The following is a 23,372-nucleotide window of genomic DNA, read 5'->3' on the forward strand; positions in this document are numbered from 1 at the left end:
CGATTCAATACTCATAGATCTGTAAGGTTTTGCGCCGTTCACAGCGCATCATTGAACAAATAAACGTTAGTATAAACGATACCTAAAAGTAAAAATGTTTTTAAGAGAATTAGCTGTACATCAATTTCATACTTGAAAATTCATGGAGTAAAAAATGCAAAATACATATAGTTGGGATCAGTATTTCATGAGTATAGCTTACATGGTCTCTATGAAAAGCAAAGATATAAGTACAAGGGTTGGTGCTTTGATAGTTGGGAAGAATAATGAAATAAGAGCGACAGGGTATAATGGCTTTCCTAGAGGAATTACTGATACATATGAAAGGTATGCTGATAGAGAGCGTAAGTATATGTTGATAACACATGCGGAAGAAAATGCTATATTACAATGCGCTAGAAATGGAGTCGTTGCGGAAGATTGTAAGGTTTATGTACCGTGGATCCCATGTTGCAGATGTGCAACTTCTATTATACAAGCTGGAATCAAGGAAGTAATTTTTGATAAAAATTTTCCTGGCAATGATGATAAGCAACAAAGAAGTTGGCAACATAGCATTAGCATCGCTAAAGATTTAATGAATGAAGCAGGAGTTTTGATTAGACACTATGATGGTCCATTAATAACTATTCAAAAGCTTTACAATGGTGAAAAGTGTTAAACAAAGTCGCAGGATTAATAACACAAATGTATGGCACATGCCATACCACAGATAAATGAATAGTATGTATTTGTTATGTATACTCGTCATACTTTTCAAGTTTGCGCCTTGTGAGAATGATTCTTATGTACACATATGTACCCATTCTTCCTAGCTCTTTTTGAAGTCTAACTTCATATATGCATAAATTAAATATACACCCTTCATTTACCTGCAGTATACGATATGTAGTATTACTAGCTGATAATTATAAAATAATTGGCAGCTAGCATAGTGTTAGTGTGCTTTTGGGAAGTTCAAAAGATATAATAGCTAAGTTGTACTAAAAGTACTGTAATCTTTGAAAAATGTTGTTAGTATAAACTTTATTGTTTCTGTAAATAAATTCTAATTGAAGTCATGAATTATAGAAAGATTATCCCTTATGTTTTATTAATACTTGTGGCTGCGCTCTTTTTTTCGTTCTATACTAAGCGTGATACGAAGACTGGGGATGCACAGCAAAACGCTAGAGTGACAGTTCCAGCTTCTCCAAATGTTACTGCGATGACACAAGAGCAAAGTCAATATGTTCAGCCAAAAATTGATAGATCTGAAATTGAAAGCATTATTGCCGATTTCATAAGCAGGAATCCTAAATTGATAGTGGAGAGCGTATCGCAGTATGCAGCAGCGCAGCGTCCTAACATAGAGCAAGGTGTTGATGTCTCAGGTAAAGTAGAGATGCTAAAAGATAAGTTGTTTAGCAACCAGACGCCTAGAGTTGGAAATCCTGCTGGGAGAGTGAAGGTAGTTGAGTTTTTTGATTATGCATGCAAATTTTGTAGAAGTATGTTAGATACAAAGCTTAAGATTCTATCTAATAACCCGGATGTTGAAATATTTTTCAAAGAAGTGCCAGTCGTTAGTGAAGGAGGAAGCTTTGCAAGCACAGCTGCAATTGCTACATACATCACAGACAATAACATGTACTTTCCTTTGCACCAAGCTCTGCTAGAGTTTCAGGGTGTAATTACACAAGATATTGTCTTTGGAATTGCTAAAAAGCTAGGGATGGATACTACAAAATTGAAAGAATCAATGGAAAATAGTATAGTACTGGATGCATTAAATAGTAATAAGAACATTACTCAAGAACTTGGCATAGAAGCTGCTCCTACTTATATAATAGGTGGAAAAATGTATTTTGGTACTCTCACTTATGATGTAATGCAAGACCTTATAAATAAAGCTAGAGCTGCGGCGGACTCTCAAGTTCCAGCACCTCAAATTGCAAATGATAATGCTGCGACAGCTGGTAGTGTAAGTGTGCAGTCCCCAGAAATTCAGTCAAAATCATCTGCTAATGGTAGCATTACTTCTGCTCAAACTTTAGAGTCACAAGATTCATCTCAGAGTAACAATGAAGCAAAGTTGAGTTCTACTAATTCAGCTCCAGAAAAGGTTAAAGCAGTAACACAGGATTCAATTCCATCCGTTCCAGCTGCAAAATAAGATGATAACTGGCAAGTGATCTTGAAAAAGATGGATAGTCTTTCTATTATAAGGTCATAATCTTTTAGATTTAGAAGTAGCGGGAAGACTAGCCATACATTCTAAGGTCGTTGCACCATAACTCTTGAAGTGGCAGGATTTTTGGTGCGCCATAATCTGTTTGTAGCCAAGATAAATCCTATGCTTCTTAGAGTTATGACGCAAAGACTGCAGCCAATAGCTGCAAGTAGGAGAAGCATAAAAGCATTCAGCAAGTGCTAAAATTAAGATATTTCAAACATTAAAGCAGATGCCAAAGCTAAAGCGTTACCAATTTCGGAAAAGGTTGAGTGATGACGGATGGACTAGAATCCTAATAATAGTCTATACCTTATAGAATTATCCAAGAACAGATCTTATATATCTTTATGTGAAAACTCTCAATATTAAAAAGCTAAAAATTATTGACTCAGGCAGAAGCGCTCAGATTGAAGGAATTTTAGAGAGCAGATTTGCAAGTGATGCTACTCAAAAGAGCCGTGCTAAATTTGTTATAGAGTACGGAAGTTTAGCAGGAAGGCTTGTGATTACTGGGTTTACTGCAAGCGAACAAGTTATAGAGAGGTAGGAGGTCCATATGAATATTTTCAAGTATTTTGTCTTGTTAGTTTTGATGCAAGGTACTCTGTGCTCTGTTTCCTTTGGCAAGGCATATGAATATACGGCAAACAGCACGCGGATATTAACTGTTCCGATTTCAAAGGATCATATAAATCGATTGATGTTTAAGGATGATAGAATACTAAAAGTAATTGGGCACCTGGATGATTTTCAAATAGAAAGTGATTCTACCTCTTGATCTTTTTTTATCACAAGTAATCTTGGCATTGGCGAAAGTTGCACTGTGACTGTTTTGACTGAGAGTGGCTCGGTCCAAGATATTAAATTTAAAATTGTAGGCGCTGGTGAACCTAGTGCTGTCACTATTAAACATGTATACATAGGGGTTCCAAAGACTTCTTATAAAACCACTCCATCATTTGAAGATAACATTATATCTAGCCTAAAAGACGTGATGTCTGGCAGGACGATTCGCTATGCATTCAGTGTGCTAGATGCAAGTGACATGCGGCTGGAGAACTATGAGATTTCGAAGGTAGTTGAATACAGGAGTAAGTCGCTGCGGATTAAAAAGATAGAATACTTGTACCTAGAAGGAGAGGTGGATTTAAAGAAGATTGCTGGAATAGATTCTTCTATTCTTGCAGCTGCGCGAGCTCGTAATGAAATCTATTTGGTATTTAGAGTATGATAGATTTAAAGAAGTTTGACTATAAAGAGCTAATGAAGTCGAAGCTGCTAGTGATTGCTTGCTGCATTTTAGGGACGCTTCTACTTGCGCTAGCTTTAAAATATTTTGTTACTGCTGGGGTGCATGAGGAACAGATAAGCCCTGAGCATTCGAATGCTAGCAAAGAGATAGATTTAACTCGAGCGGTTGATTTGGTCAGTACAGATGATCTTTGGAGGGCTCAAATTCAGGAAAATATAAAGAAGCAAAGTGCTGCTATAGATGAAAAGTTAAATGAGATTAAGGGAGATTTAAATTCTATTGCAAGTGACAATGAGAAGTTGCCTGATATCCGCGCGTTAGAAGAGAAGATTGGTATTTTAGGGCAAAAGATTCAAGAGTCTGCAGAAAGTTCAAGCACGCAAGCCTTAAAAATATCTGATAATAAAGCGCCTGAGGGATCAAAGAAGATTGGTCAGTACGCGGTGCACTAGAGCCCAGCGCAAAGGAAGAAAAAGTAAAGACAGTAGATAATTATATACCTGCAGGCAGCATGGCAAAGGCGGCGTTACTCTCTGGAGTTGCTGCCTCTACATCTCTTAGCTCTGCATCTAATCCCAAGCCAATTTTACTTCGTATACTGGATCATGGGACGCTGCCACGTAGATTTCAGAGTGACTTAAAAGACTGCAATATTATTGGAGCTGTGAGCGGTAATTTAAGCAGTGAGCGGATTGAGATTAGGCTTGAGAAGATGACTTGTATTGACACCAAAACTAAGAGGATTGTTGAGACTGATATTGCGGGGTTCGTAGCTGGTGAGGATGGGATTGAAGGCGTGAAGGGAGAAGTTATCTCTCGGGAAGGTGCGCTTCTTGTAAATAGCCTAATTTCTGGGACGCTTGGAGGACTTGCTAACAATTTTAATTCGAATACTGCAAGAAGGTCTATTGAGATTGTAAGCAATCCATCTGCTGCTCCTAGTATAGTCTCAAGACTTGGTGATAGTTTTGCAAGTGGTGGAGACAGCGCGCTTGACAATCTTGCTAAATATTACATTTCGAAAGCTGAAAGCCTTCAGCCTGTGATAGAAATTGGAGCTGGCCGGAAGGTTGATGTGATTTTTACAGTAGGTGCATTTTTTGGAGCGGATGACACAAAAAGATCTATTGAAAATAGTAGGTCGGGTAGCTTGGCAAAACAAGAGGCAAAGAACAGTTTAGTACAGTCTTGGAATTGATGGAGGGTGGTATGAAATGTAGCTTTTTATTTAAGCGCGCGAGATTCGGCCTTTCTATCTTGTTACTTTTGTTCTCATCTGGCTGCTCTATCTCTATGTATAAAAACCGTTCTGAATGCGAGCTTCCTAGCCCTATTTTTTGTCAACCTGCGTCTAAAATTAATGAGCTGATAAATGAAAATAGACTAGAAGATTTTATCCAGCAGCAAAATTGCAAAGGCAAGCCTTGCAGGATGCAGAGCACTGTATCTACAGAAAAGCAAGTTATAAGTAAAAAGGGAGAATGGGCAGAAGTTTATGTAGTTATATGTGATATGGTTAACACCCTCGCCTTTAGGCGAACACTTTAGTATTAGTTATCTAGGAAATGTGCTAAGGGAGGACGAATGGAATATAGGAGATGATCCCACAGCCTATATGACCTAAAGTATCATATAGTATTTTGTACTAAGTATAGGTATAGAGTTTTAACTGGGCAAGTTGCGATTAGAACTAGGGAAGTAATCCGAGAAATATGTGCTGCTAATTACATAAATATAATTAGTGGTAGTATGAGTCCTGATCACGTACATATATTAGCATTGGTTCCGCCTAGTATATCAATATCTAAAGCTGTGCAATATATTAAAGGTATAAGTAGTCGTAAGTTGCTACAGGAATTTGCACTGCTCCGTAAGCGGTATTGTGGGACAACATCTTTGGGCCAGAGAGTATTTTGTTGTGACAGTTGGCAATGTGAATTCAGAAGAAGTGCAAAAATATATAGAACAGCATGAGGAACATCACAAAAAAGATGATTTTAGAATATCAGAGTTTTAGCGTTTACGCTTTTAATCTGCTTTGCAAGCGTTACACAAACTACCGCGCTTTAGCCGGTAGTAATTGATATCACAGATGCGCAAAGAGCACAAGGTGGCGCGTGCCAGGGCAGATTTTAAACCCTATCACTGATATTTGCTGGAGCTGCGTATTTCCAATTACAATAGGTAGCGTGCCAATAATCGGAAGCTCAAAGTTTAAAGACACTCCAAATCCTTCTATGCCAGTTTGTTTCTGTAATAGGAACGGTATTCCTCTGATGCCAGGCATAGCAACTGGCTTTTGGGATCCAATACGTCTTATTGAGATTACAAGAACGCCATTTTGTCTAGTTTCTTTAGATGGTCTTAAGGTGATGCAGGGCAAGAAACAAGGAGGTTTTAAAAAGATCCGCAGTGAAAATGAAAAGCGAAGCAAGGCTTATTATCAAATTCATTATTATGTTTATCCGCCTTTAGCATTGCTAAATTTATTATCTGATTTTAGCTGCATGGATATTGCAAGCTACGACCTTGCATATATGAGCGAAGTTGATCCTGCGCATGATAGCGATAGTCTAAGCAATTTTATGCATCCTGAAGTGTTTTTACTTTCAAGTCCTCTTGCAATTGCGGCATGTGCTGCTGATTGCGCTTCTGCAACTGCCAGGAAAAAGCCTATGGATTTACTATTTTGGTGCGCAGGTTGTCAAGGAGGTTTGTATCCATTTACTGGCTATGCGTCAAACCATGTTGGTGGGATAGCAACTAGCCAGCTGCTTGCTGCGCGGCAAATAGCAAAGCTACATAGGCTAGGTTTGGCTCGGAAGACAGCGACAGATTCCAGCAAGCCAAATGGTGAGCTTTGCTCGAGTTCATATGCATGGAGAATTCCAAAAAGCCAATATAGGACGCAAATGACATATCCAAAAGCCAATGTTTCATCGGAATATGCATGTAATAACATTGGTATGTCTGATGTTATGTATTCAAGTGGCCGCGAGTATCCGACCAAGGGTGAGGATTTTGTGTACTTACTTTGGAGAAAACGCAACTGCTGTTTATTTTAAAAAATCATTATGAATATGAAGCTCCTATTATTTTGCCTAGGTATATATTTTTGCTTAAATTCAGCGGCATTTGCAGAGGATGTACTAGATGCTGGGGCTATAGAGTTGATGAAGCAACTAGAAAATAAAGCTGTTCAAGCCAAGGATGAACATGGTGAATATATGCAAGATTTGATTTCAAGTTCGCAAAAGATTCGCAAGTCAGTATTTGGTCAAACTGAGAGTGGTAGCCAGTTTTATATTTTTGTAACGCTTGGAATGAAGCCAAAAAACATTCGAGAGCTAATGGATGCGGCTAAAAGATATGGCGCTATTTTTGTGATACGAGGCCTCCACAAGGGCAGTATGAGTAAGACTGTTCAATATTTAGCGAAATTTACAAATGACATTGGTGATGGATTTATAATCGATCCAACATTATTTCGGAAATATGGGATTGCTCAAGTTCCTGCGTTTGTTTTATCTGATGGCGATCAATATGACGTTTTATATGGAAACGTGATGCCTGAATTTGCACTAAGAGAGTTTGCAAAAAAGGGTGATTTGAGTGCTCAGGCGAAGGAGTTGCTACTGCAATGAACGTATTTTTGGTGTTTTGTGTCATGTTCATGTCATGTTTTGAGATTGCGAATGCAGATATTGCACTAGAAAATATGATTAAGAACAATCTGAACTCGGCTAAGTGATACGTCAAAAGCGAGTCATCTGGAGAGAGTATCCCTGGGTTTTCTGTTAAAGAGGCAGAAGCACTTGGCCTTAGCATAAACAGGATGGAAGATGGGGAATTAAAAAGCAAGGCAAATCATGTTATGCAAAATTCGAGAGTTTTCACATAAAGATAGATAAGAGCTGTTCTTGATATTGTTTGAATATTTGTGTAATAGTAAGAGCGCACCAAAGCTTGATGGATCCGTATACCATTGACTCTTTTTTAGAAACGATTTTAGTGCGCCGTGTCATTCGGCATAAATGATGTCGCGTGTTGCTATTATCTCTCTCGATACATACTGTGCCAGACTTTCCAATTGTATGACGCTCTTTGGGTAAAATTTTAGAAAAAGCATCCCAATCATCCGTATAAAAATGACATTCTTTCAGATGACTCACTTTGTTGTAGAGCTTTTGGAATGTTGCAGTATCACGATTGCCTGTAACCCAGGCAACTGTTCTCCTTGTACTACGATCAACTGCCTTAATGATCCAAAGCTTGTTTTTTTTGAACCAATAAAATGCCACATCTCGTCGAATTCCATCTCCATAATATCCGAAGAGACAACTGGCTCCTGAGTCTTGCCCATCGCCTCTACTACCCAGCGATAAATTATGGACGCCGAATGCCATAATATCTTGCCTAACATAGAAAAAGAGCCATTACCAAGACTATATAGCATAACGCATAATGCTTTCTTAACAGCTGTTTGAGGCTTCTTGCACAGATCGCCCTCAACAAAATTTAGAACATGATCTGCACTTATAACGCTGTACACCCCCTCACAATGCCATTCTTTACAAAGATATCAGAGCAACATCCCTTACAACAAACCATAAAACCACTCTTTAGTTTTTAAAAAAGTGATCATATCATACTTCTATCTAATTGTGAAAACTCTCAAAATTATATTATATTATTAAAATTTGCGCTATATTATTAATTTAATTACTGCAAAAGTAAGCGCTCTGCAGAGGAGCAGTATATAACTGCTTATAAATAATAAAATTTAAAAGTGTTTTGCATGTTCATGCTAGAATTCATCTCTTTCTGAGAGATTATAGGTAATTGCTTCGTTTTATGCGCAAGTTATATTTGCAGTAACAGCATGTTATATTGTAAGCTTTGACTATTTTATTTTTACTATTCTAAAGATGTATGAAATTCACTTTGCTAGGATTTTATAATCAACTATAAAATTACAAAATCGACATTGCATTCTAATCAATTGAGAAATGCAAACCATGTTTTATACCCGAATTTAATTTAACATATATTGCTAAAGTAGCATAAAAAAGTCATGCTAAACTTTGTCTTTTTGATCAATTTTAAGTCAGTTTTTTGCCTAAAATGGCGATTATATTGTAGATTCCAAATGAATAAAAATTTATTCTAAATACCTGCTGTTATTAGTATGGTGGTATAAATAGTTACTCGCGTCATGAAAGCTATCAGAGCAACTATATATAGCTAGGCTCCACATGCTATGGTAATATATTAGACCTCTTGCATAACCTCATTCTGAGGTAGAAATTCTTATAGAGTAGATTTTTGCAAAACGTCACCAAACAATGATCCACGTGAGTGTTTTTATGTTTTAGTGACAATCAAATCACAGTTTGGAACAGGTTATGCAAGAGGTCTATTGTGATATATGCCATCATTATGTTAAAATAATATTGCATTGCCAGATGAGTTACACGAAAAGTTGCAGTGTTCGGTGTGTTATTTGGTATAATAATATGGTATAAAAGCGTTTAGTGTTTCGTGCTTATAAATTAGCTATTTCTTTTTGAGAGATTGAAGATGCTTGATTCGTTTTATATGTGGATTATCTTTGCAGTAATGGTTTTGTTTTTTATACTGCTAGATTTGGTTATTATTAGCCGATTTCTAAAAATGGATGATATTAAAGTTTCAAGCAAAGTTACGTTGGGCTGGGTTTTGTTGGCTACAGCTTTTTGCTATGGTGTATACCTACAACGAGGACATCAGGACGCACTAATGTTTATGACAGGGTATGTCATAGAACTTGCACTCAGTTTTGACAATGTATTTGTATTCATACTGCTGTTTGAAATTTGCAAGATTAAGAAACAATATCAACATAAAGTCTTGTTTATAGGCATCTTGAGCGCGATTATAATGCGACTTTTGATGATTACTTTTGGGATCTACTTAGTAAACCAGTTTACGTGGATTTTTTATGTATTTGGGGCATTCCTTATTTACAGTGGAGTTCGTTTTATGATAGATGCCATAAAACCGAAACAGGATAATGATAAAGAAGGAAAGCTGCTAATTTTTTTGCGAAAATATTTCAGAATTAGCACAAATTCTAATACAGACAAGTTTTTTATCAAAGAAGGTGGCAAATGGTCAATGACTAGTTTGTTTGTTGTATTAGTCTTAATAGAGCAATCGGACTTAATTTTTGCGCTTGATTCTATTCCAGCAATACTGGCAATTACTGATGATGTATTTATAGTCTTTACGTCCAATATTTTTGCTATACTTGGCCTAAGATCCATGTATTTTATGCTATTTAGCATCATAGATAAATTTATATACTTGAGGCATGCACTCGCTATAATGCTCTTTTATATAGGATGTAAAATGATTTTGCTTGTGCAAGGCATTCATATTCCAACAGCAGTGTCATTGTGTGTAATAGTAGGAATTCTGTCTATTGCCATTTTATTTTCTATTTTTAAAACAAAACACTCTGAAAATTCTTTGATTAAGTAAGCAAAGTCTCAAGTATATAATAGACCTCTTGCATAACCTCATTCTGAGGTAGAAATTCTGAGAGTTTTCACAATTAGATAGAAGTATGATATGATCACTTTTTTAAAAACTAAAGAGTGGTTTTATGGTTTGTTGTAAGGGATGTGGTTCTGATATCTTTGTAAAGAATGGCATTGTGAGGGGGTGTACAGCGTTATAAGTGCAGATCATGTTCTAAATTTTGTTGAGGGCGATCTGGGCAAGAAGCCTCAAACAGCTGTTAAGAAAGCATTATGCGTTATGCTATATAGTCTTGGTAATGGCTCTTTTTCTATGTTATGCAAGATATTATGGCATTCGCCGTCCATAATTTATCGCTGGGTAGTAGAGGCGATGGGCAAGACTCAGGAGCCAGTTGTCTCTTCGGATATTATGGAGATGGAATTCGACGAGATGTGGCATTTTATTGGTTCAAAAAAAACAAGCTTTGGATCATTAAGGCAGTTGATCGTAGTACAAGGAGAACAGTTGCCTGGGTTACAGGCAATCGTGATACTGCAACATTCCAAAAGCTCTACAAAAAGTGAGTCATCTGAAAGAATGTCATTTTTATACGGATGATTGGGATGCTTTTTCTAAAATTTTACCCAAAGAGCGTCATACAATTGGAAAGTCTGGCACAGTATGTATCGAGAGAGATAATAGCAACACGCGACATCATTTATGCCGAATGACACGGCGCACTAAAATCGTTTCTAAAAAAGAGTCAATGGTATACAGATCCATCAAGCTTTGGTGCGCTCTTACTATTACACAAATATTCAAACAATATCAAGAACAGCTCTATCTATCTTTATGTGAAAACTCTCGAAATTCTTATAGAGTAGATTTTTGCAAAACGTCACCAAACAATGATCCACGTGAGTGTTTTTATGTTTTAGTGACAATCAAATCACAGTTTGGAACAGGTTATGCAAGAGGTCTAATATAACAATCATCTATCAGAGTTATTATGTTTGAGCATAATGGAAAAATAGTGTAGCTTGCCGTTAGGATTTACTCTTTTTGTTGGAGAACAGTTTTTTATCTATGAAGTATAATGAAGCCCAACCTATGGTTTCTCACTACGAAATTTTAAATGAAACCACTGTAATAATATTAGCAGCTGGAACAGGGAGTAGAATGCGCTCACAAACTCCAAAAGTGCTACACAAAGTTGCGGGCCTGTGTCTTCTTGAATATGCACTTTTGGTTCCTAAATCTTTAAAGATCAGTGATGTTCGTGTCGTTCTAAATAGTAGAATCAGTGCAATGCCTGAGATCGAACAATTATCAAGCAAATATGACTTTTGCGTTATTATACAAGAAAAGCAACTTGGAACAGGGGATGCTGTAAGATCTGCTATTGAGCATTCTACTCCAAAAAAGTTTATACTCGTAATGTATGCAGATGCTCCATTCTTGAAGGGTGAAACTGTTCTGAAATTATTATCAAATCTTTCTAGATATGCAGTTTCATTATTGACGTTTAATGCAAAAGATCCAAGCGGATATGGTAGAATAATTGCAAGGTCTAAACAAAATACAGAGCTTTCTTTGAGTCATATGTTTGAGCTGCAAAATGCAGACTATACTCAAGTGACAGAGATGGAAATGGACATTGAAAATATAGTTGAAGACTGTGATGCTACAGAGATACAAAAAAAGATCAAATTATGTAATGGTGGAACTATCGCATTTACTAGAGAAATCGCTCTGGATTTTATAAAAAATAATAAACCATCTGCTATTGGTGAATATTACATGACTAATATAATTTCCTTTACATCTTCAAATGGAGGTAATGCGAAAGGTTTATTGGTAGATGAAGCGGAAGTGCTTGGCATTAATGATAAAATACAGCTAGCTCATGCGGAAGCTTTGATGCAAAATACGCTGAGAGAATTTTGGATGATGCAAGGAGTAACAATGATTGATCCTGCAAGTGTATTTCTATCTTATGACACTATATTTGGCAGCGACGTTACAATACATCCTAATGTATACATTGGGCAAAATGTTTCTATAGGCAGCAATGTCACAATATTCTCTTTTTCACATATCGAGGGAGCAAAGGTTGATAATGAATGTTTTATTGGACCGTTTTCTAGAATTAGGCCAACTACAAGGTTACATACTGGCGCAAAGGTAGGGAATTTTGTTGAGGTTAAGAATAGTGAAATTGGCAGTATTACTAAAGTAATGCACCTTGCATATATTGGAGATACTTTAATAGAGGATAATGTAAATATAGGGGCTGGTGTAGTGTTTTGCAATTATAATGGCAAAACAAAGTCTAAGTGCAGAGTGGGAAGTGAGTCATTTATCGGTTCAAACACAAGCATAGTGGCTCCAAGAGATATAGGAAAAAACACAACTATTGGAGCGGGAAGCGTAATAACATCTGATGTACCAGATAATAATCTTGCAGTAGGAAGAGCTACACAGAAAAACTTAACAAAAACTCGATTTCAAAAATAAAATTATAGATTGAAGTAATTGGTATTTAGAAGATGCAAGATTGTTTAAATAAAAATGCAAGTAATGATCAGTCTGTTGTCTTGACAGGCGATAGACCAAGTGGTCCGCTCCATCTTGGACATTATGTTGGTTCTTTATCAAGCAGAATCTCAATGCAAGACACATGCAAGCAATTCATAATGATTGCTGATATGCAAGCATTGACAGATAATTTCGAAAATCCCAAAAAGGTCAAAGATAGTGTAATTGAGGTAATGTTAGATTATCTAGCAGTTGGAATAGATCCTCAAAAAAGCACTATCTTTATACAATCTCAAGTGCCAGAACTGGCAGAATTGACCATGTATTATATGAACCTTGTTAACCTTGGTAGACTAGAAAGAAACCCAACTGTAAAATCTGAAATTCAACAAAAAGGCTATGATAATGAGCTGCCAGTAGGATTTTTATGTTATCCAATTAGTCAAGCCGCTGACATTACAGCATTTAAGGCAGATTTGGTGCCAGTTGGAGAAGATCAACTTCCTATGATTGAACAGACAAATGAAATAGTGAGACGTTTTAATAGGATTTATAACACATCTTGTTTAAAAGAAGCAAAGGCACACCTTAGTACAGCTCCAAGGCTTATTGGGATTGATGGAAAGTCTAAGGCTAGTAAATCTCTTGGCAACACAATCTTTCTTTCAGATTCTGAAGAAATAGTAAAACAAAAAGTATTTTCTATGTTTACAGATCCCGAACACATAAAAGTTTCAGATCCTGGCAAAATTGAAGGCAATGTAGTGTTTGCTTATCTTGACATTTTTGATTGTAATAAAGATGAGCTCAGTGCATTAAAAAGTCATTACCAACGCGGTGGTCTTGGTGATATTGTACTTAAGAAAAGATTAAATAGCATTTTGCAAGAGTTTCTAGATCCAATTAGAGATATAAGAACATCTTTAGATAGAAAAGATGCGCTCGAAGCATTGAAACATGGCAGTACTGTCGCAAGATTGACAGCAAAAGAGACATTGCTTGAGGTACAAGATGCTATCGGAACTAGATTTTTCTCACATTGATTTTTGTCATTGAATGAGCAAAACCAAGTTTTGCAATTATGACTATATATTGATTGCTGTTAACATGATTTTTTAATAAGTTTAATGTATACATTCTATAAACATTTATTTTTTAGTAAAATTTCATGGATTAGCATTGGATTTTATATATGAAAAATTTCTAGCTTGTCATTTTATTTTAATATTGAGTGGTTTATATTGCATAGCACATGATTTTATTATGGATGATTTTAGATTTTTTGATATTGTTATACAACAAATCAATGAGTAAAAAAATGAATCAAGAAATAGCAATTGTAGGTGCATTTAGAACAGCCATAGGAAATTTAAATGGTACAGTTGGTCATATACCTGCTTATCAGCTTTCTTCCCACGTTATAAATCATCTTTTAAACGTAACTCATATCAAAAGAGATGAGATATCAGAAGTCATCTTGGGTCAAGTTCTTCTTGCAGGAACAGGTCAAAACCCGGCAAGACAGGCGGCTATGCACGCTAATATTCCACAAGAGGTACCTGCTTTTGTAGTAAATCAGGTATGTGGTTCTGGTTTAAAAGCAATAATGACTGGGGCTTACTCTATCGCAAACGGTGCTGCTGATATTGTAATTGCAGGTGGCCAAGAGAGTATGACTTGCTCACCTCATTTTGTACATATGCGCAAAGGTGTAAAGCTTGGGAACGCAACACTAGCAGATTCTATGATAGTTGATGGCTTAACAGATGCATTTGAAAACGTACATATGGGCATCACTGCTGAAAACATAGCGGAAAAATTCAAGATTTTTAGAGAGGAACAGGATCAATTCGCACTTTTTTCTCAGATGAAAGCAGAAGAAGCTCAGAAAAGTGGTAGATTTACTAAAGAGATAGTACCAATAAGTTTTAATGTGCGTCAACAAGAGGTGATCTTTGCAGCAGATGAGTTTGTAAGAAGTGGCACGACTATAGAAGGACTTGCTAAGCTATCTCCTGCTTTTAAGCAAAACGGTACTGTAACTGCTGGAAATTCTTCCGGAGTGAATGATGGAGCTGCTGTAGTAATTTTGATGGATAACATTGAAGCTAAGATGCGTGGTCTTAAGATTATGGGCACTATAAAATCTTTTGCTCAATCAGGTGTTAGTCCTGATATAATGGGCACAGGACCTGTTGCTGCATCTCAGAAAGCACTGTTGCTTGCTGGTTGGAAAGTCGAAGATCTAGATTTGATAGAATCTAATGAAGCATTTGCAGTGCAAGCAATATATGTGAATAGAGCAATGGGATGGGACGAAGCAAAAGTAAATGTTAATGGTGGTGCCATAGCTCTTGGCCATCCGATAGGTGCATCAGGTGCAAGAATACTTGTAACTCTTTTACATGAAATGGAAAGAAGAAATGCAAAACGTGGGCTTGCTACTCTATGTATAGGTGGTGGAATGGGTATCGCTATTTGCGTTGAGAGATGAGTACTAAACACATAGAAAAGTTTATTGCTAGTTAGCTAAAGATCAATGAGTGGTTTTGCATCTAGAATCTTAAATGACTGAAAAGTACGCGCGCCAAAAGTCTCGAAACAAGCATGAAATGCTGCCCCGAGTGTCAAAATAGCGCTTTAAATCCGTAAGGAAATGGGCAAGTGATATTGCATATATAAAAATTAATGGCAAGTTCATGTATTTTACAGCTATGATCGATTTACACAGTAGATATATTATAGGCTATGATTTATCATATTCTCTGGAAGCAGGATTTTGCATAGCATTATTAGAAAGGGCATTAGCAAACAAGAGTTCCAGAGATATTTAATACTGATCAAGGTTCACAATATACCAGCAGTGAATTTATACAAAAATTACAACTAAAAAATGTAAGCATCAGTATGGATCATGTTGGTAGGTGTTTTGATAATATATATAGAAAGACTTTGGAGGATTTTAAAGCAAGAAGTGATCTATTATTATAGACCTGATGATGTAGGCAGCTTGGAAAGAAGGATAGAAGAATTTATACCTTGGTAACAACAAAAGGTTACATCAAGCTTTAAAATATAGAACACCAGCTTTTATATATTTAAGCTAATTTTTTGCTAAAAAATCGGATCATTTAAAACAAATGGTTTGAATTAAGGGTGCAGTATATAGCATAAGTGACTAAGATACTGACAAAAGTTAGGAATTAAGATATAAAAAGTGAGTATGAAATAAAAAGCATAAAATTATGGCAAGAGCATATCCAATAGAACTTAGGGTAAGAGTAATAGAAGCATTAGAAAATGGTGCAAGAATCACTAAAGTGAGTAAACTATTTAGAGTGAGTCGTGATACTATCTATAAGTGGAAAATTCTGCAAGATAAGCACGGTTCTTTGAAAGCAGCAAGTGGTTATCAAAAAGGTCACAGTCATAAGATCAAAAATCTAGAAGATTTTAAAGAATTTTTTGAATTAAATATTGCTATGACATCAAAAGAACTAGCAAAGAAGTGGTGTAATATATCACCTACAACGATCTTACAGGCGATAAAAAAACTTGGTTATAGCTATAAAAAAAACTCATCTTCATCCGAAAAGAGATATTCCGTTAAGACATGAATTTATTGAAAAGATAAAAACCATCACAAGAGATAAAATAGTATATCTTGATGAATCTGGAATAGAAGATAATGCTTGTAAAGGATATGGTTGTAGTATTTTAGGAGAAAGGTGCTATGGGGAAAAGGTGTATCAACATAAAACTAGAATAAGTATGATAGCTGGTCTTTGTAATTGTAATCTTATTGCTCCCGTAATATTTGAGGGTAATTGCAATAAAGAGGTCTTTGAAGCTTATATTAGGGAGATGTTAATTAAAGAATTAAAACCTGGACAAACTGTTGTTATGGATAACATTAACTTCCATAAGAATCCTAAAGTGAAAGAGTTAATTGAATCTGTGGGTTGTTACATATTATTTTTACCAACTTACTCTCCTGATTTAAATCCTATAGAGCATTACTGGTTTAAGATAAAAAATGAAATTAGAAAAACTATAGATTTATTTGATACTCTTTATGATGCTGTTTTTAATACAATTAAATTGTCAGCACCTTAGTCACTTATGCTATACTCTTCTATAGATAAGGATTCTATCCTCTGGCAATTCCTACTTTTGCAATTTTGATGATTAATAAAATCTTCCAGTTCATTATTATCTACAAGCTCATTAACTTTAGATATTCTTTGGCAAGAAACGCGTTTTCCAATTTCACATTCCGCCTTATCTTTATATATGGTAAATTAAGTTGTAGTTTGCGTATATATATAGACATGTGCTACACTCAAAGGAAAATGGCATCCTCATACAGCGAAGATTTTCGGAAAAAAGTAATAATATATGTATGTTTTGGTTCAATTCTTTAATACGCAAACCTCAGCTCAATTTACTATATTGTACAGCAACCCAAAAGTAATATCGCAGCAAAACGATAGGCTGAAAAACTCAATTGCATATCAACCGTTAGTTCAAAGATTGTACAAAATTATCTTGTCGCTAGTGATTGTCAGATCTACTAGAGCGGCTATTTTCAATCGCCTGCTTAGTATCATCTGCTCCAAAAAATGCACCAACTGTAAAAACTATGTCAACTTTACTACCAGCACCAATTTCTATAACAGGCTGCAGGCTTTCCGTCCTTGAAATGTAATATTGTGCAAGACGAGCTAGTGCATTTGTATCAAAATTGTTAGCAAAATCTCCTAAAGTGCCAGAAATAATACTACTTCCAAGTAGCTTACCTTCGCGAGATATAACTTGACCCTTAACTCCTTCCAAACCATCCTCGCCAGCCACAAAACCTGTAACATCCGTCTCAATAATTCTCTTTGTCTTTGTATCAATACAAGTCATTTTCTCAAGCCTAATATCAACCCTTTCGCTACTTAAATTGCCACCTGCAGCTCCAATAATATTACAATCCTTTAAATCACTCTGAAATCTACGTGGCAATGTCCCATGATCCAATATACGTATTAAAATTGGCTGCTGATTAGATGCAGAGCCAAGAGATGTAGAAGCCGCAACTCCAGATAATAAAACAGCTTTGGCCATACTGCCCGCAGGTATATAATTATCTACTGTCTTTACCTTCTCCTCCTTTATCTTTTGCTCTAAATTCGCAACATATTGGCTAATCCTTGGACCACTTTCCGCAGTATTCTCAGATATCTTTAAATTTTGTTCATTAGCACTGCGCATAAAATCTTGCGTCTGCTGATTTAAAATCTTGATCTTTTCTTCAAGCCCACGGATATCAAGCAACCGCTCATTATCACTTGCAATCGCACTTAAATCATTCTTTATCTCACCAAACTTCTCATCCATAACTTCACTTTGCTTCTTGAAGCTCTCCTGAATTTGCGCTCTCCAAAGATCCTCCGTACTCACCAAATCAGTAGCAATAGTTATCTCCTGACTTAGCTTTGGACTATCAAGCTCTTGTAAATCATCAGAGACAAAATACTTCACAATAAGCGTAAACAACAAAGTGCCTAAAATACAGCTGCCAATAATTAACAACTTAGACTTCCTTAGCTCTTTATAATAAAATTGCTTTAAATACATCATACTCTAAATACCAAATAGACTGCATTATCCTTACGCGCAACAGCAAGAACAGAAGGATTTAATTTCGGCTTTTTCAAATCCACATCACCTTCTAGGTGCGAATATTCTATCTGTTTAACTTTAAGAGGCTTGTTTCTGTATTCGACTAAACTAGAAGTTTTATATTCTTTCAATCTCCGCACTTTTTCCACCATCTATAATATTTATTTTTTTAACATCAAACCTTGTAACCAAATTATATTTTTTGCACTTTTGCTCTTCAGCTTGAAAATATTCAGCTAAAGTATGATAGCTCTCTACTGCAGCATATCTCAGAAGTATAGAGAAATTATATGCTATATTCTCAGCGCTTAAATTCAGCAGGAGATGTGCAAAGAATATACTTATCTCTTCAATATATTCTTCAGAAAAGCCATTGCTTCCCTCAATCACAACTTCTCTGGCAAGAGTCGCTGGAACAACTATAGTCTTAGTACTCTTAAGCAGAAGACAACTAGACAAAATAAAAACACTTACCAATAAAATTAACGCAAGCAATAGCAATAATATTCCGAGAGTTTTCACATAAAGATAGATAAGAGCTGTTCTTGATATTGTTTGAATATTTGTGTAATAGTAAGAGCGCACCAAAGCTTGATGGATCCGTATACCATTGACTCTTTTTTAGAAACGATTTTAGTGCGCCGTGTCATTCGGCATAAATGATGTCGCGTGTTGCTATTATCTCTCTCGATACATACTGTGCCAGACTTTCCAATTGTATGACGCTCTTTGGGTAAAATTTTAGAAAAAGCATCCCAATCATCCGTATAAAAATGACATTCTTTCAGATGACTCACTTTGTTGTAGAGCTTTTGGAATGTTGCAGTATCACGATTGCCTGTAACCCAGGCAACTGTTCTCCTTGTACTACGATCAACTGCCTTAATGATCCAAAGCTTGTTTTTTTTGAACCAATAAAATGCCACATCTCGTCGAATTCCATCTCCATAATATCCGAAGAGACAACTGGCTCCTGAGTCTTGCCCATCACCTCTACTACCCAGCGATAAATTATGGACGGCGAATGCCATAATATCTTGCATAACATAGAAAAAGAGCCATTACCAAGACTATATAGTATAACGCATAATGCTTTCTTAACAGCTGTTTGAGGCTTCTTGCCCAGATCGCCCTCAACAAAATTTAGAACATGATCTGCACTTATAACGCTGTACACCCCCTCACAATGCCATTCTTTACAAAGATATCAGAGCAACATCCCTTACAACAAACCATAAAACCACTCTTTAGTTTTTAAAAAAGTGATCATATCATACTTCTATCTAATTGTGAAAACTCTCCAGTAATGATATAAAACCATATTTGATCGCAAGGTGACACGCGTTATTATTGTTTGTATCTAGAGCCACATTATTATCAATACCACTTTTGAGAAGTAGTCTAATAATTTCACTACTTCCCCCTTCCATAGCAGAGCTTAGTATATGTCCATTTCCTTCTGATGTCGCAAATGCTTCTTTACCAAGAACGTTAAATAGCTCTTTGAAACATCTATGACTTCCACTTTTCGCTGCTAAGTGTAATAATGCTGTTTTATCAACACCATAAAATAACTTACTTAATATTCCTTCTTCGCTAAAATACTTACGTAAATATGAAATGTTATCTGTTTTTACAGTCACTTGCAGAAGATCTTGCTGCGATTTTTTTGAAATAAATTTTGCATCTTGCTCGATTAGATAATTAGTTAATAAATGTCTACCATTGCTTGCCGCGATAAAAAGACTAGATCCTCTGTCAAATGACATATTAATTGTATTAGTCGACATTTTATCTTACATTTAGTAAATTAAATTAGTTATTAAATGGAGATAAGCAATGAACTTAAATCAAAAAATCATCAAACCGAAACTAGGTTTACTTGAATTGGCAAAAAGCCTTGGTAGTATATAATCTGCATGTAAGGCAATGTGTTATAGTAGAGATAGCTATTACAGATTTAAAGAACTATATGAAACAGGAGGAGAAGAAGCGCTATACGAGATAAGTCGCAAGAAGCCAATAATCGCTAATAGAGTAGATCCTGCAGTAGAAAAAGCAGTAGTTGATATGGCGATAGAGTACAGCATATGGACAACTTAGAGTATCAAATGAGCTGAAGAAGAGTGGTATACTTGTTTCTCCTGGAGGAGTAAGATCGATTTGGTTACGTAATGATTTGAATAATATCAATAAAAGATTGAAAGCCTTAGAAGCTAAGATGGCCCAAGATGGTATTATATTGACCGAAGCACAGCTGCAAGTACTAGAGAAACGCCGTAATGAAAAAGAAGCACATGGAGAAATTGAGACACAACATCCAGGTTATTTAGGTTGCCAAGGCACATATTATGTAGGCAATTTCAAAGGGATAGGAAAGGTTTATGCTCAGGTATTTATTGATAGCTACAGTAGATTTGCTGATGCTAAACTGTATACTGACAAAACTGCGATTACTGCTGCTGATATGCTAAATGATCGAGTGTTACCATGGTATGAGAGTCAAGGGATACCGATGCTTCGTATTCTTACAGATCGTGGAGGAGAATATAAGGGAAATATAGAACATCATGCTTTTGAGTTATTTCTCAGTATAGAAGGTATAGAGCATACAACAACTAAAGCATATTCACCTCAAACTAATGGTATGTGTGAACGTTTTAATAAAACTATGAAACAAGAATTCTTTGATACAGCTATGCGTAAAAAGATTTATACATCATTGGATGACTTGCAATTAGATCTTGATATTTGGTTAGAATATTTCAACAATGAAAGACCTCATTCTGGTAAATATTGTTATGGAAAAACACCTATGCAAACTTTTTTGGATAGTAAAAAGTTAGCTGTGGAAAAGAATAATGAAATCTTGTATCTCAGTTACATATCTGACAGTCGAAACTTAACTGACAAGCAGATATAAAATTTATAACTGTCTGTAAGATCAAATCTTGACTTCTACAACTGAGCTAGTTGTGATGCATATAATTCTCAAATAACGGCTGTAATGTTTAATTATGCAGATAAGCAATATGGGCAAGTGCACCGCCAAGTGAATGAACTGTAATATATATTTTCCTGACAAAAGAATAAGCTTTAAGCTTTTTAAGTAGTACGCGCACCAAAAGTCTTGGAACAGGTATGAAATAATGCTTGGAGTATCAAAATGGCGCTTTAAATCTTTAAAAAAAATGTTGTAAGTCAGCGCAAAAAAACCTTACGGATTTTGTGAAAGTAGTGTTTTTAGGCACAGGAGCAATTAATATATCCAAAAATTAGCGCAGGGCCGAATCCTGTGCTAATTTATTTTTGTACATTATGCTGGACGCAGCTCTTTATAAAGGAATGAGTATAGGTCTAAAGCAAGGTATAGCTGAGGGTAAAATAGAGGGTAAGAGAGAAGGTCAGTTAGAAGAAAAGATGAAAATTGCTACAAATCTCTTGTTGCAAGGATTTGATGTCAATGTAATTGAACGTGTAACTGAGCTATCTAGATATATTAGACCTCTTGCATAACCTGTTCCAAACTGTGATTTGATTGTCACTAAAACATAAAAACACTCACGTGGATCATTGTTTGGTGACGTTTTGCAAAAATCTACTCTATAAGAATTTCTACCTCAGAATGAGGTTATGCAAGAGGTCTATTATAGTTATTTGAGTTAGATTAGCACGTTGGGAAGAAGCCATCTAATATGTGTTCTAATGATGTGAATCGCGCAATTTGATTTCTAATCCATCGTTTCATATTTGCCCAAAACTTCTCAATAGGATTTAAATCTGGAGAGTAAGGTGGCAGAAAAAGCATCTTACAACCAACAGATTCTATCAATTCTTGAGTCCTTCGAGATTTGTGAAATGTTGAGTCGTCCATGACAACAATTGCTAGAAAGAACTTGATGGCATGGTCAAATCAATACATAACGAGTTGTTTTTAAAGAACGCAAATTTTTTGAAATATAGCAAATATTGGCTCACATATGCTAATAAGCTTCGGCTGTGCAAAGCTATGCGTGGCTTATACGAAATTATATTATAGTTTATATGCTGCTACTGCAGTTGCAAAAAAGTCACACAGCTAAAGAAATTTGTAATAAAAATGCTCAAAATGAAAAATATCATTTTACAACCGTTTATCGCATGCATTATAAACTAGCTATGTGATCCGAGTTCTTCTTTGGTGACGTATGCCTTGGTAAAGCGATAAAATTCTGTCGCTCCTCCTGTATAACAGATTTTGAGCATTTTTGTGTTCTTCCCTGTAGAGCCAAGTTGCGTATATCATCTCAATGAGTATGTCGGAACAAGATGAAACAACAAAAGCTTATCTATTTTAGAGGAAACATGAAAAAATTTCTTACGTTGTTAAGTGTGAGTGCAGCAGTTGCATCTGCTAGCATTGCAAGTGCTGGTGAAGCTGGCAAAATGTATTTTAAAGCAGATGCTGGTTATGGAATGGGCAAAGACAAATTTAGCTTAAGTAGCAGTGCTGCTTTGACAGTTGGCGGCAAGTATAAAATTGCTGCTGATACAAAGGAATTATCACCTAGCTCAAATGTATTCAGCAAAGGTTTTATTGGTGATGTAACTTTCGGTTATTATATTTCTGATGAAGTAAGAACAGATCTTATGCTGAGCTATGCTTCTAAAAGCGCGACACATGAGCTTGCTCTTAAAGATAATGCAGATAAATATATTAAGCAGCAGTTCAAAAGTAGCTCTAAAAACTTTGCTGTAATGGCAAATGCTTACTACGATTTCAACACAGGTTCTGCATTTACTCCGTTCGTTATGGCTGGTTTAGGCGCAGCTTATGGAAGTGCGACGCTTGATGATAGCGATTTAGTACAAGCTCTTGCAGGTTATACAGAAACTGGCAAATCAGACAAAATCTCTAATATTAAAACATCTAATAAGTTCGGATTTGCTTACAGACTTGGCGTTGGTGTTGCGTTTGAAGTTTCTAGAGGTGCTTACATCGATTTAGCTTATGCTATGAATGGCCGTACTGGCACAAACAAGCTTGAGTTAGCAACTGCTAATGATCCTAAGTCAACATTTAAGTATGAGTTGAAACCTGCGCTTACTCACAGTGTAACAGTTGGTTTTAGAATGACATTCTAATAGTGTTATTAGAAGCTGTTATTTGATAGAAGAGGCGAGTGCTTGTTTTTCAAGGACTCGCTTTTTTAT

Annotated in this window: 25 protein-coding genes and 3 pseudogenes; 20 read left to right on the forward strand and 8 right to left on the reverse strand. The window is 35.9% G+C overall.

Annotation, left to right across the window (positions count from 1 at the left end; all coding sequences use genetic code 11):
* Positions 1-154 precede the first annotated feature (154 nt).
* From AACK98_RS01450 to trbC, 9 genes and pseudogenes are all read left to right on the forward strand, one after another.
* The gene (locus tag AACK98_RS01450) at positions 155-661 is read left to right on the forward strand and encodes a dCMP deaminase family protein (protein ID WP_339041766.1); all 507 of its coding nucleotides are present in this window, start codon (positions 155-157) and stop codon (positions 659-661) included.
* Between the two features lie 441 nt (positions 662-1,102).
* Positions 1,103-2,155 carry a DsbA family protein gene (locus tag AACK98_RS01455; protein WP_339041768.1) on the forward strand — a complete coding sequence of 351 codons (1,053 nt, stop codon included), beginning with the start codon at positions 1,103-1,105 and terminating at the stop codon, positions 2,153-2,155.
* Between the two features lie 409 nt (positions 2,156-2,564).
* Positions 2,565-2,762, forward strand: coding sequence for a hypothetical protein (locus tag AACK98_RS01460; RefSeq protein WP_339041770.1), 198 nt, complete (start codon positions 2,565-2,567; stop codon positions 2,760-2,762).
* A 276-nt stretch (positions 2,763-3,038) separates the two neighbouring features.
* Positions 3,039-3,446, forward strand: a complete 408-nt coding sequence (locus AACK98_RS01465) for a hypothetical protein (RefSeq protein ID WP_339041772.1) — start codon at positions 3,039-3,041, stop codon at positions 3,444-3,446.
* On the forward strand, positions 3,443-3,919 hold the full coding sequence (locus AACK98_RS01470) for a hypothetical protein (RefSeq protein WP_339041774.1): 477 nt from the start codon (positions 3,443-3,445) through the stop codon (positions 3,917-3,919). The genes AACK98_RS01465 and AACK98_RS01470 overlap by 4 nt, the downstream gene beginning before the upstream one ends.
* Positions 3,920-3,963: 44 nt before the next feature.
* Positions 3,964-4,665 carry a TraB/VirB10 family protein gene (locus tag AACK98_RS01475; protein ID WP_339042504.1) on the forward strand — a complete coding sequence of 234 codons (702 nt, stop codon included), beginning with the start codon at positions 3,964-3,966 and terminating at the stop codon, positions 4,663-4,665.
* 434 nt (positions 4,666-5,099) lie between these two features.
* A pseudogene (gene tnpA / locus AACK98_RS01480) lies at positions 5,100-5,484 on the forward strand (IS200/IS605 family transposase).
* Between the two features lie 100 nt (positions 5,485-5,584).
* Complete coding sequence (locus AACK98_RS01485) at positions 5,585-6,532, forward strand: TraU family protein (RefSeq protein ID WP_339041776.1); 948 nt, start codon at positions 5,585-5,587, stop codon at positions 6,530-6,532.
* Positions 6,533-6,541: 9 nt separating this feature from the next.
* Entirely contained in the window at positions 6,542-7,111 is a 570-nt protein-coding gene (trbC, locus tag AACK98_RS01490; RefSeq protein ID WP_339041778.1) for a type-F conjugative transfer system pilin assembly protein TrbC, read from the forward strand.
* Between the two features lie 249 nt (positions 7,112-7,360).
* On the opposite strand, the gene AACK98_RS01495 is transcribed toward trbC, so the two are convergent.
* Positions 7,361-7,732 (reverse strand): IS1 family transposase, encoded by a 372-nt coding sequence (locus AACK98_RS01495; RefSeq protein WP_339042506.1) that lies wholly within the window; start codon positions 7,730-7,732, stop codon positions 7,361-7,363.
* The gene (locus AACK98_RS01500; protein ID WP_339040838.1) at positions 7,636-8,019 is read right to left on the reverse strand and encodes a hypothetical protein; all 384 of its coding nucleotides are present in this window, start codon (positions 8,017-8,019) and stop codon (positions 7,636-7,638) included. Before AACK98_RS01500 ends, AACK98_RS01495 begins: the two co-directional genes overlap by 97 nt.
* A 1,046-nt stretch (positions 8,020-9,065) precedes the next feature.
* On the opposite strand from AACK98_RS01500, the gene AACK98_RS01505 reads away from it, so the two are divergent.
* The 8 genes and pseudogenes from AACK98_RS01505 to AACK98_RS01535 all read left to right on the forward strand — a co-directional run bounded on the left by AACK98_RS01505 (position 9,066) and on the right by AACK98_RS01535 (position 16,625).
* Positions 9,066-9,989: a TerC/Alx family metal homeostasis membrane protein gene (locus AACK98_RS01505; protein WP_339042508.1), complete on the forward strand. Its 924-nt coding sequence runs from the start codon at positions 9,066-9,068 to the stop codon at positions 9,987-9,989.
* A 183-nt stretch (positions 9,990-10,172) separates the two neighbouring features.
* The gene (locus tag AACK98_RS01510; RefSeq protein ID WP_339041738.1) at positions 10,173-10,589 is read left to right on the forward strand and encodes a hypothetical protein; all 417 of its coding nucleotides are present in this window, start codon (positions 10,173-10,175) and stop codon (positions 10,587-10,589) included.
* The gene (locus tag AACK98_RS01515; protein WP_339041780.1) at positions 10,552-10,959 is read left to right on the forward strand and encodes an IS1 family transposase; all 408 of its coding nucleotides are present in this window, start codon (positions 10,552-10,554) and stop codon (positions 10,957-10,959) included. Before AACK98_RS01510 ends, AACK98_RS01515 begins: the two co-directional genes overlap by 38 nt.
* A 98-nt stretch (positions 10,960-11,057) precedes the next feature.
* Positions 11,058-12,488 (forward strand): bifunctional N-acetylglucosamine-1-phosphate uridyltransferase/glucosamine-1-phosphate acetyltransferase, encoded by a 1,431-nt coding sequence (locus AACK98_RS01520; RefSeq protein WP_339041782.1) that lies wholly within the window; start codon positions 11,058-11,060, stop codon positions 12,486-12,488.
* 32 nt (positions 12,489-12,520) lie between these two features.
* The gene (trpS, locus tag AACK98_RS01525; RefSeq protein WP_339041784.1) at positions 12,521-13,552 is read left to right on the forward strand and encodes a tryptophan--tRNA ligase; all 1,032 of its coding nucleotides are present in this window, start codon (positions 12,521-12,523) and stop codon (positions 13,550-13,552) included.
* A gap of 275 nt (positions 13,553-13,827) precedes the next feature.
* On the forward strand, positions 13,828-15,003 hold the full coding sequence (locus AACK98_RS01530; protein WP_339042510.1) for an acetyl-CoA C-acetyltransferase: 1,176 nt from the start codon (positions 13,828-13,830) through the stop codon (positions 15,001-15,003).
* A 169-nt stretch (positions 15,004-15,172) separates the two neighbouring features.
* Positions 15,173-15,343, forward strand: a pseudogene (locus tag AACK98_RS08030) (IS3 family transposase); the annotation flags it as partial.
* A gap of 411 nt (positions 15,344-15,754) precedes the next feature.
* A protein-coding gene (locus AACK98_RS01535) for an IS630 family transposase (RefSeq protein ID WP_339040258.1) occupies positions 15,755-16,625 on the forward strand; the annotation gives its coding sequence in 2 pieces (ribosomal slippage) (positions 15,755-16,078 and positions 16,080-16,625; 870 coding nt in all).
* A 438-nt stretch (positions 16,626-17,063) separates the two neighbouring features.
* Here AACK98_RS01535 and AACK98_RS01540 read toward each other — a convergent pair.
* The 5 genes from AACK98_RS01540 to AACK98_RS01560 all read right to left on the reverse strand — a co-directional run bounded on the left by AACK98_RS01540 (position 17,064) and on the right by AACK98_RS01560 (position 19,948).
* A complete protein-coding gene (locus AACK98_RS01540; protein ID WP_339041786.1) occupies positions 17,064-18,038 on the reverse strand; it encodes a TraB/VirB10 family protein in 975 nt (324 codons plus the stop codon).
* 258 nt (positions 18,039-18,296) lie between these two features.
* Positions 18,297-18,701 carry a TraE/TraK family type IV conjugative transfer system protein gene (locus tag AACK98_RS01545; protein WP_339041788.1) on the reverse strand — a complete coding sequence of 135 codons (405 nt, stop codon included), beginning with the start codon at positions 18,699-18,701 and terminating at the stop codon, positions 18,297-18,299.
* Entirely contained in the window at positions 18,698-19,069 is a 372-nt protein-coding gene (locus AACK98_RS01550; protein WP_339042506.1) for an IS1 family transposase, read from the reverse strand. The genes AACK98_RS01545 and AACK98_RS01550 overlap by 4 nt, the downstream gene beginning before the upstream one ends.
* Positions 18,973-19,356, reverse strand: a complete 384-nt coding sequence (locus tag AACK98_RS01555; protein ID WP_339041790.1) for a hypothetical protein — start codon at positions 19,354-19,356, stop codon at positions 18,973-18,975. The genes AACK98_RS01550 and AACK98_RS01555 overlap by 97 nt, the downstream gene beginning before the upstream one ends.
* Positions 19,357-19,462: 106 nt before the next feature.
* Positions 19,463-19,948, reverse strand: a complete 486-nt coding sequence (locus AACK98_RS01560; RefSeq protein ID WP_339041792.1) for an ankyrin repeat domain-containing protein — start codon at positions 19,946-19,948, stop codon at positions 19,463-19,465.
* Positions 19,949-20,108: 160 nt separating this feature from the next.
* On the opposite strand from AACK98_RS01560, the pseudogene AACK98_RS01565 reads away from it, so the two are divergent.
* Positions 20,109-21,102: pseudogene (locus AACK98_RS01565) on the forward strand (IS481 family transposase).
* Positions 21,103-21,488: 386 nt separating this feature from the next.
* On the forward strand, positions 21,489-21,695 hold the full coding sequence (locus tag AACK98_RS01570) for a hypothetical protein (RefSeq protein WP_339041794.1): 207 nt from the start codon (positions 21,489-21,491) through the stop codon (positions 21,693-21,695).
* Between the two features lie 151 nt (positions 21,696-21,846).
* Here AACK98_RS01570 and AACK98_RS01575 read toward each other — a convergent pair whose 3' ends face one another.
* Complete coding sequence (locus AACK98_RS01575; protein ID WP_410519988.1) at positions 21,847-22,053, reverse strand: transposase; 207 nt, start codon at positions 22,051-22,053, stop codon at positions 21,847-21,849.
* 470 nt (positions 22,054-22,523) lie between these two features.
* On the opposite strand from AACK98_RS01575, the gene AACK98_RS01580 reads away from it, so the two are divergent.
* Entirely contained in the window at positions 22,524-23,303 is a 780-nt protein-coding gene (locus AACK98_RS01580; protein WP_339041796.1) for an outer membrane beta-barrel protein, read from the forward strand.
* The last annotated feature ends 69 nt before the right edge of the window (positions 23,304-23,372 follow it).

Source organism: Candidatus Lariskella endosymbiont of Hedychridium roseum, assembly GCF_964020185.1.
GTDB lineage: Bacteria > Pseudomonadota > Alphaproteobacteria > Rickettsiales > Midichloriaceae > Lariskella.

Excerpts from the sequence above, each read along its gene's own strand:
- AACK98_RS01450 (WP_339041766.1), top strand. The coding sequence starts at position 155 with ATGCAAAATACATATAGTTGGGATCAGTATTTCATGAGTATAGCTTAC.
- AACK98_RS01470 (WP_339041774.1), top strand. The coding sequence starts at position 3,443 with ATGATAGATTTAAAGAAGTTTGACTATAAAGAGCTAATGAAGTCGAAG.
- trbC (WP_339041778.1), top strand. The coding sequence starts at position 6,542 with ATGAATATGAAGCTCCTATTATTTTGCCTAGGTATATATTTTTGCTTA.
- AACK98_RS01505 (WP_339042508.1), top strand. The coding sequence starts at position 9,066 with ATGTGGATTATCTTTGCAGTAATGGTTTTGTTTTTTATACTGCTAGAT.
- AACK98_RS01520 (WP_339041782.1), top strand. The coding sequence starts at position 11,058 with ATGAAGTATAATGAAGCCCAACCTATGGTTTCTCACTACGAAATTTTA.
- trpS (WP_339041784.1), top strand. The coding sequence starts at position 12,521 with ATGCAAGATTGTTTAAATAAAAATGCAAGTAATGATCAGTCTGTTGTC.
- AACK98_RS01530 (WP_339042510.1), top strand. The coding sequence starts at position 13,828 with ATGAATCAAGAAATAGCAATTGTAGGTGCATTTAGAACAGCCATAGGA.
- AACK98_RS01560 (WP_339041792.1), bottom strand. The coding sequence starts at position 19,948 with ATGTCATTTGACAGAGGATCTAGTCTTTTTATCGCGGCAAGCAATGGT.
- AACK98_RS01575 (WP_410519988.1), bottom strand. The coding sequence starts at position 22,053 with ATGGACGACTCAACATTTCACAAATCTCGAAGGACTCAAGAATTGATA.
- AACK98_RS01580 (WP_339041796.1), top strand. The coding sequence starts at position 22,524 with ATGAAAAAATTTCTTACGTTGTTAAGTGTGAGTGCAGCAGTTGCATCT.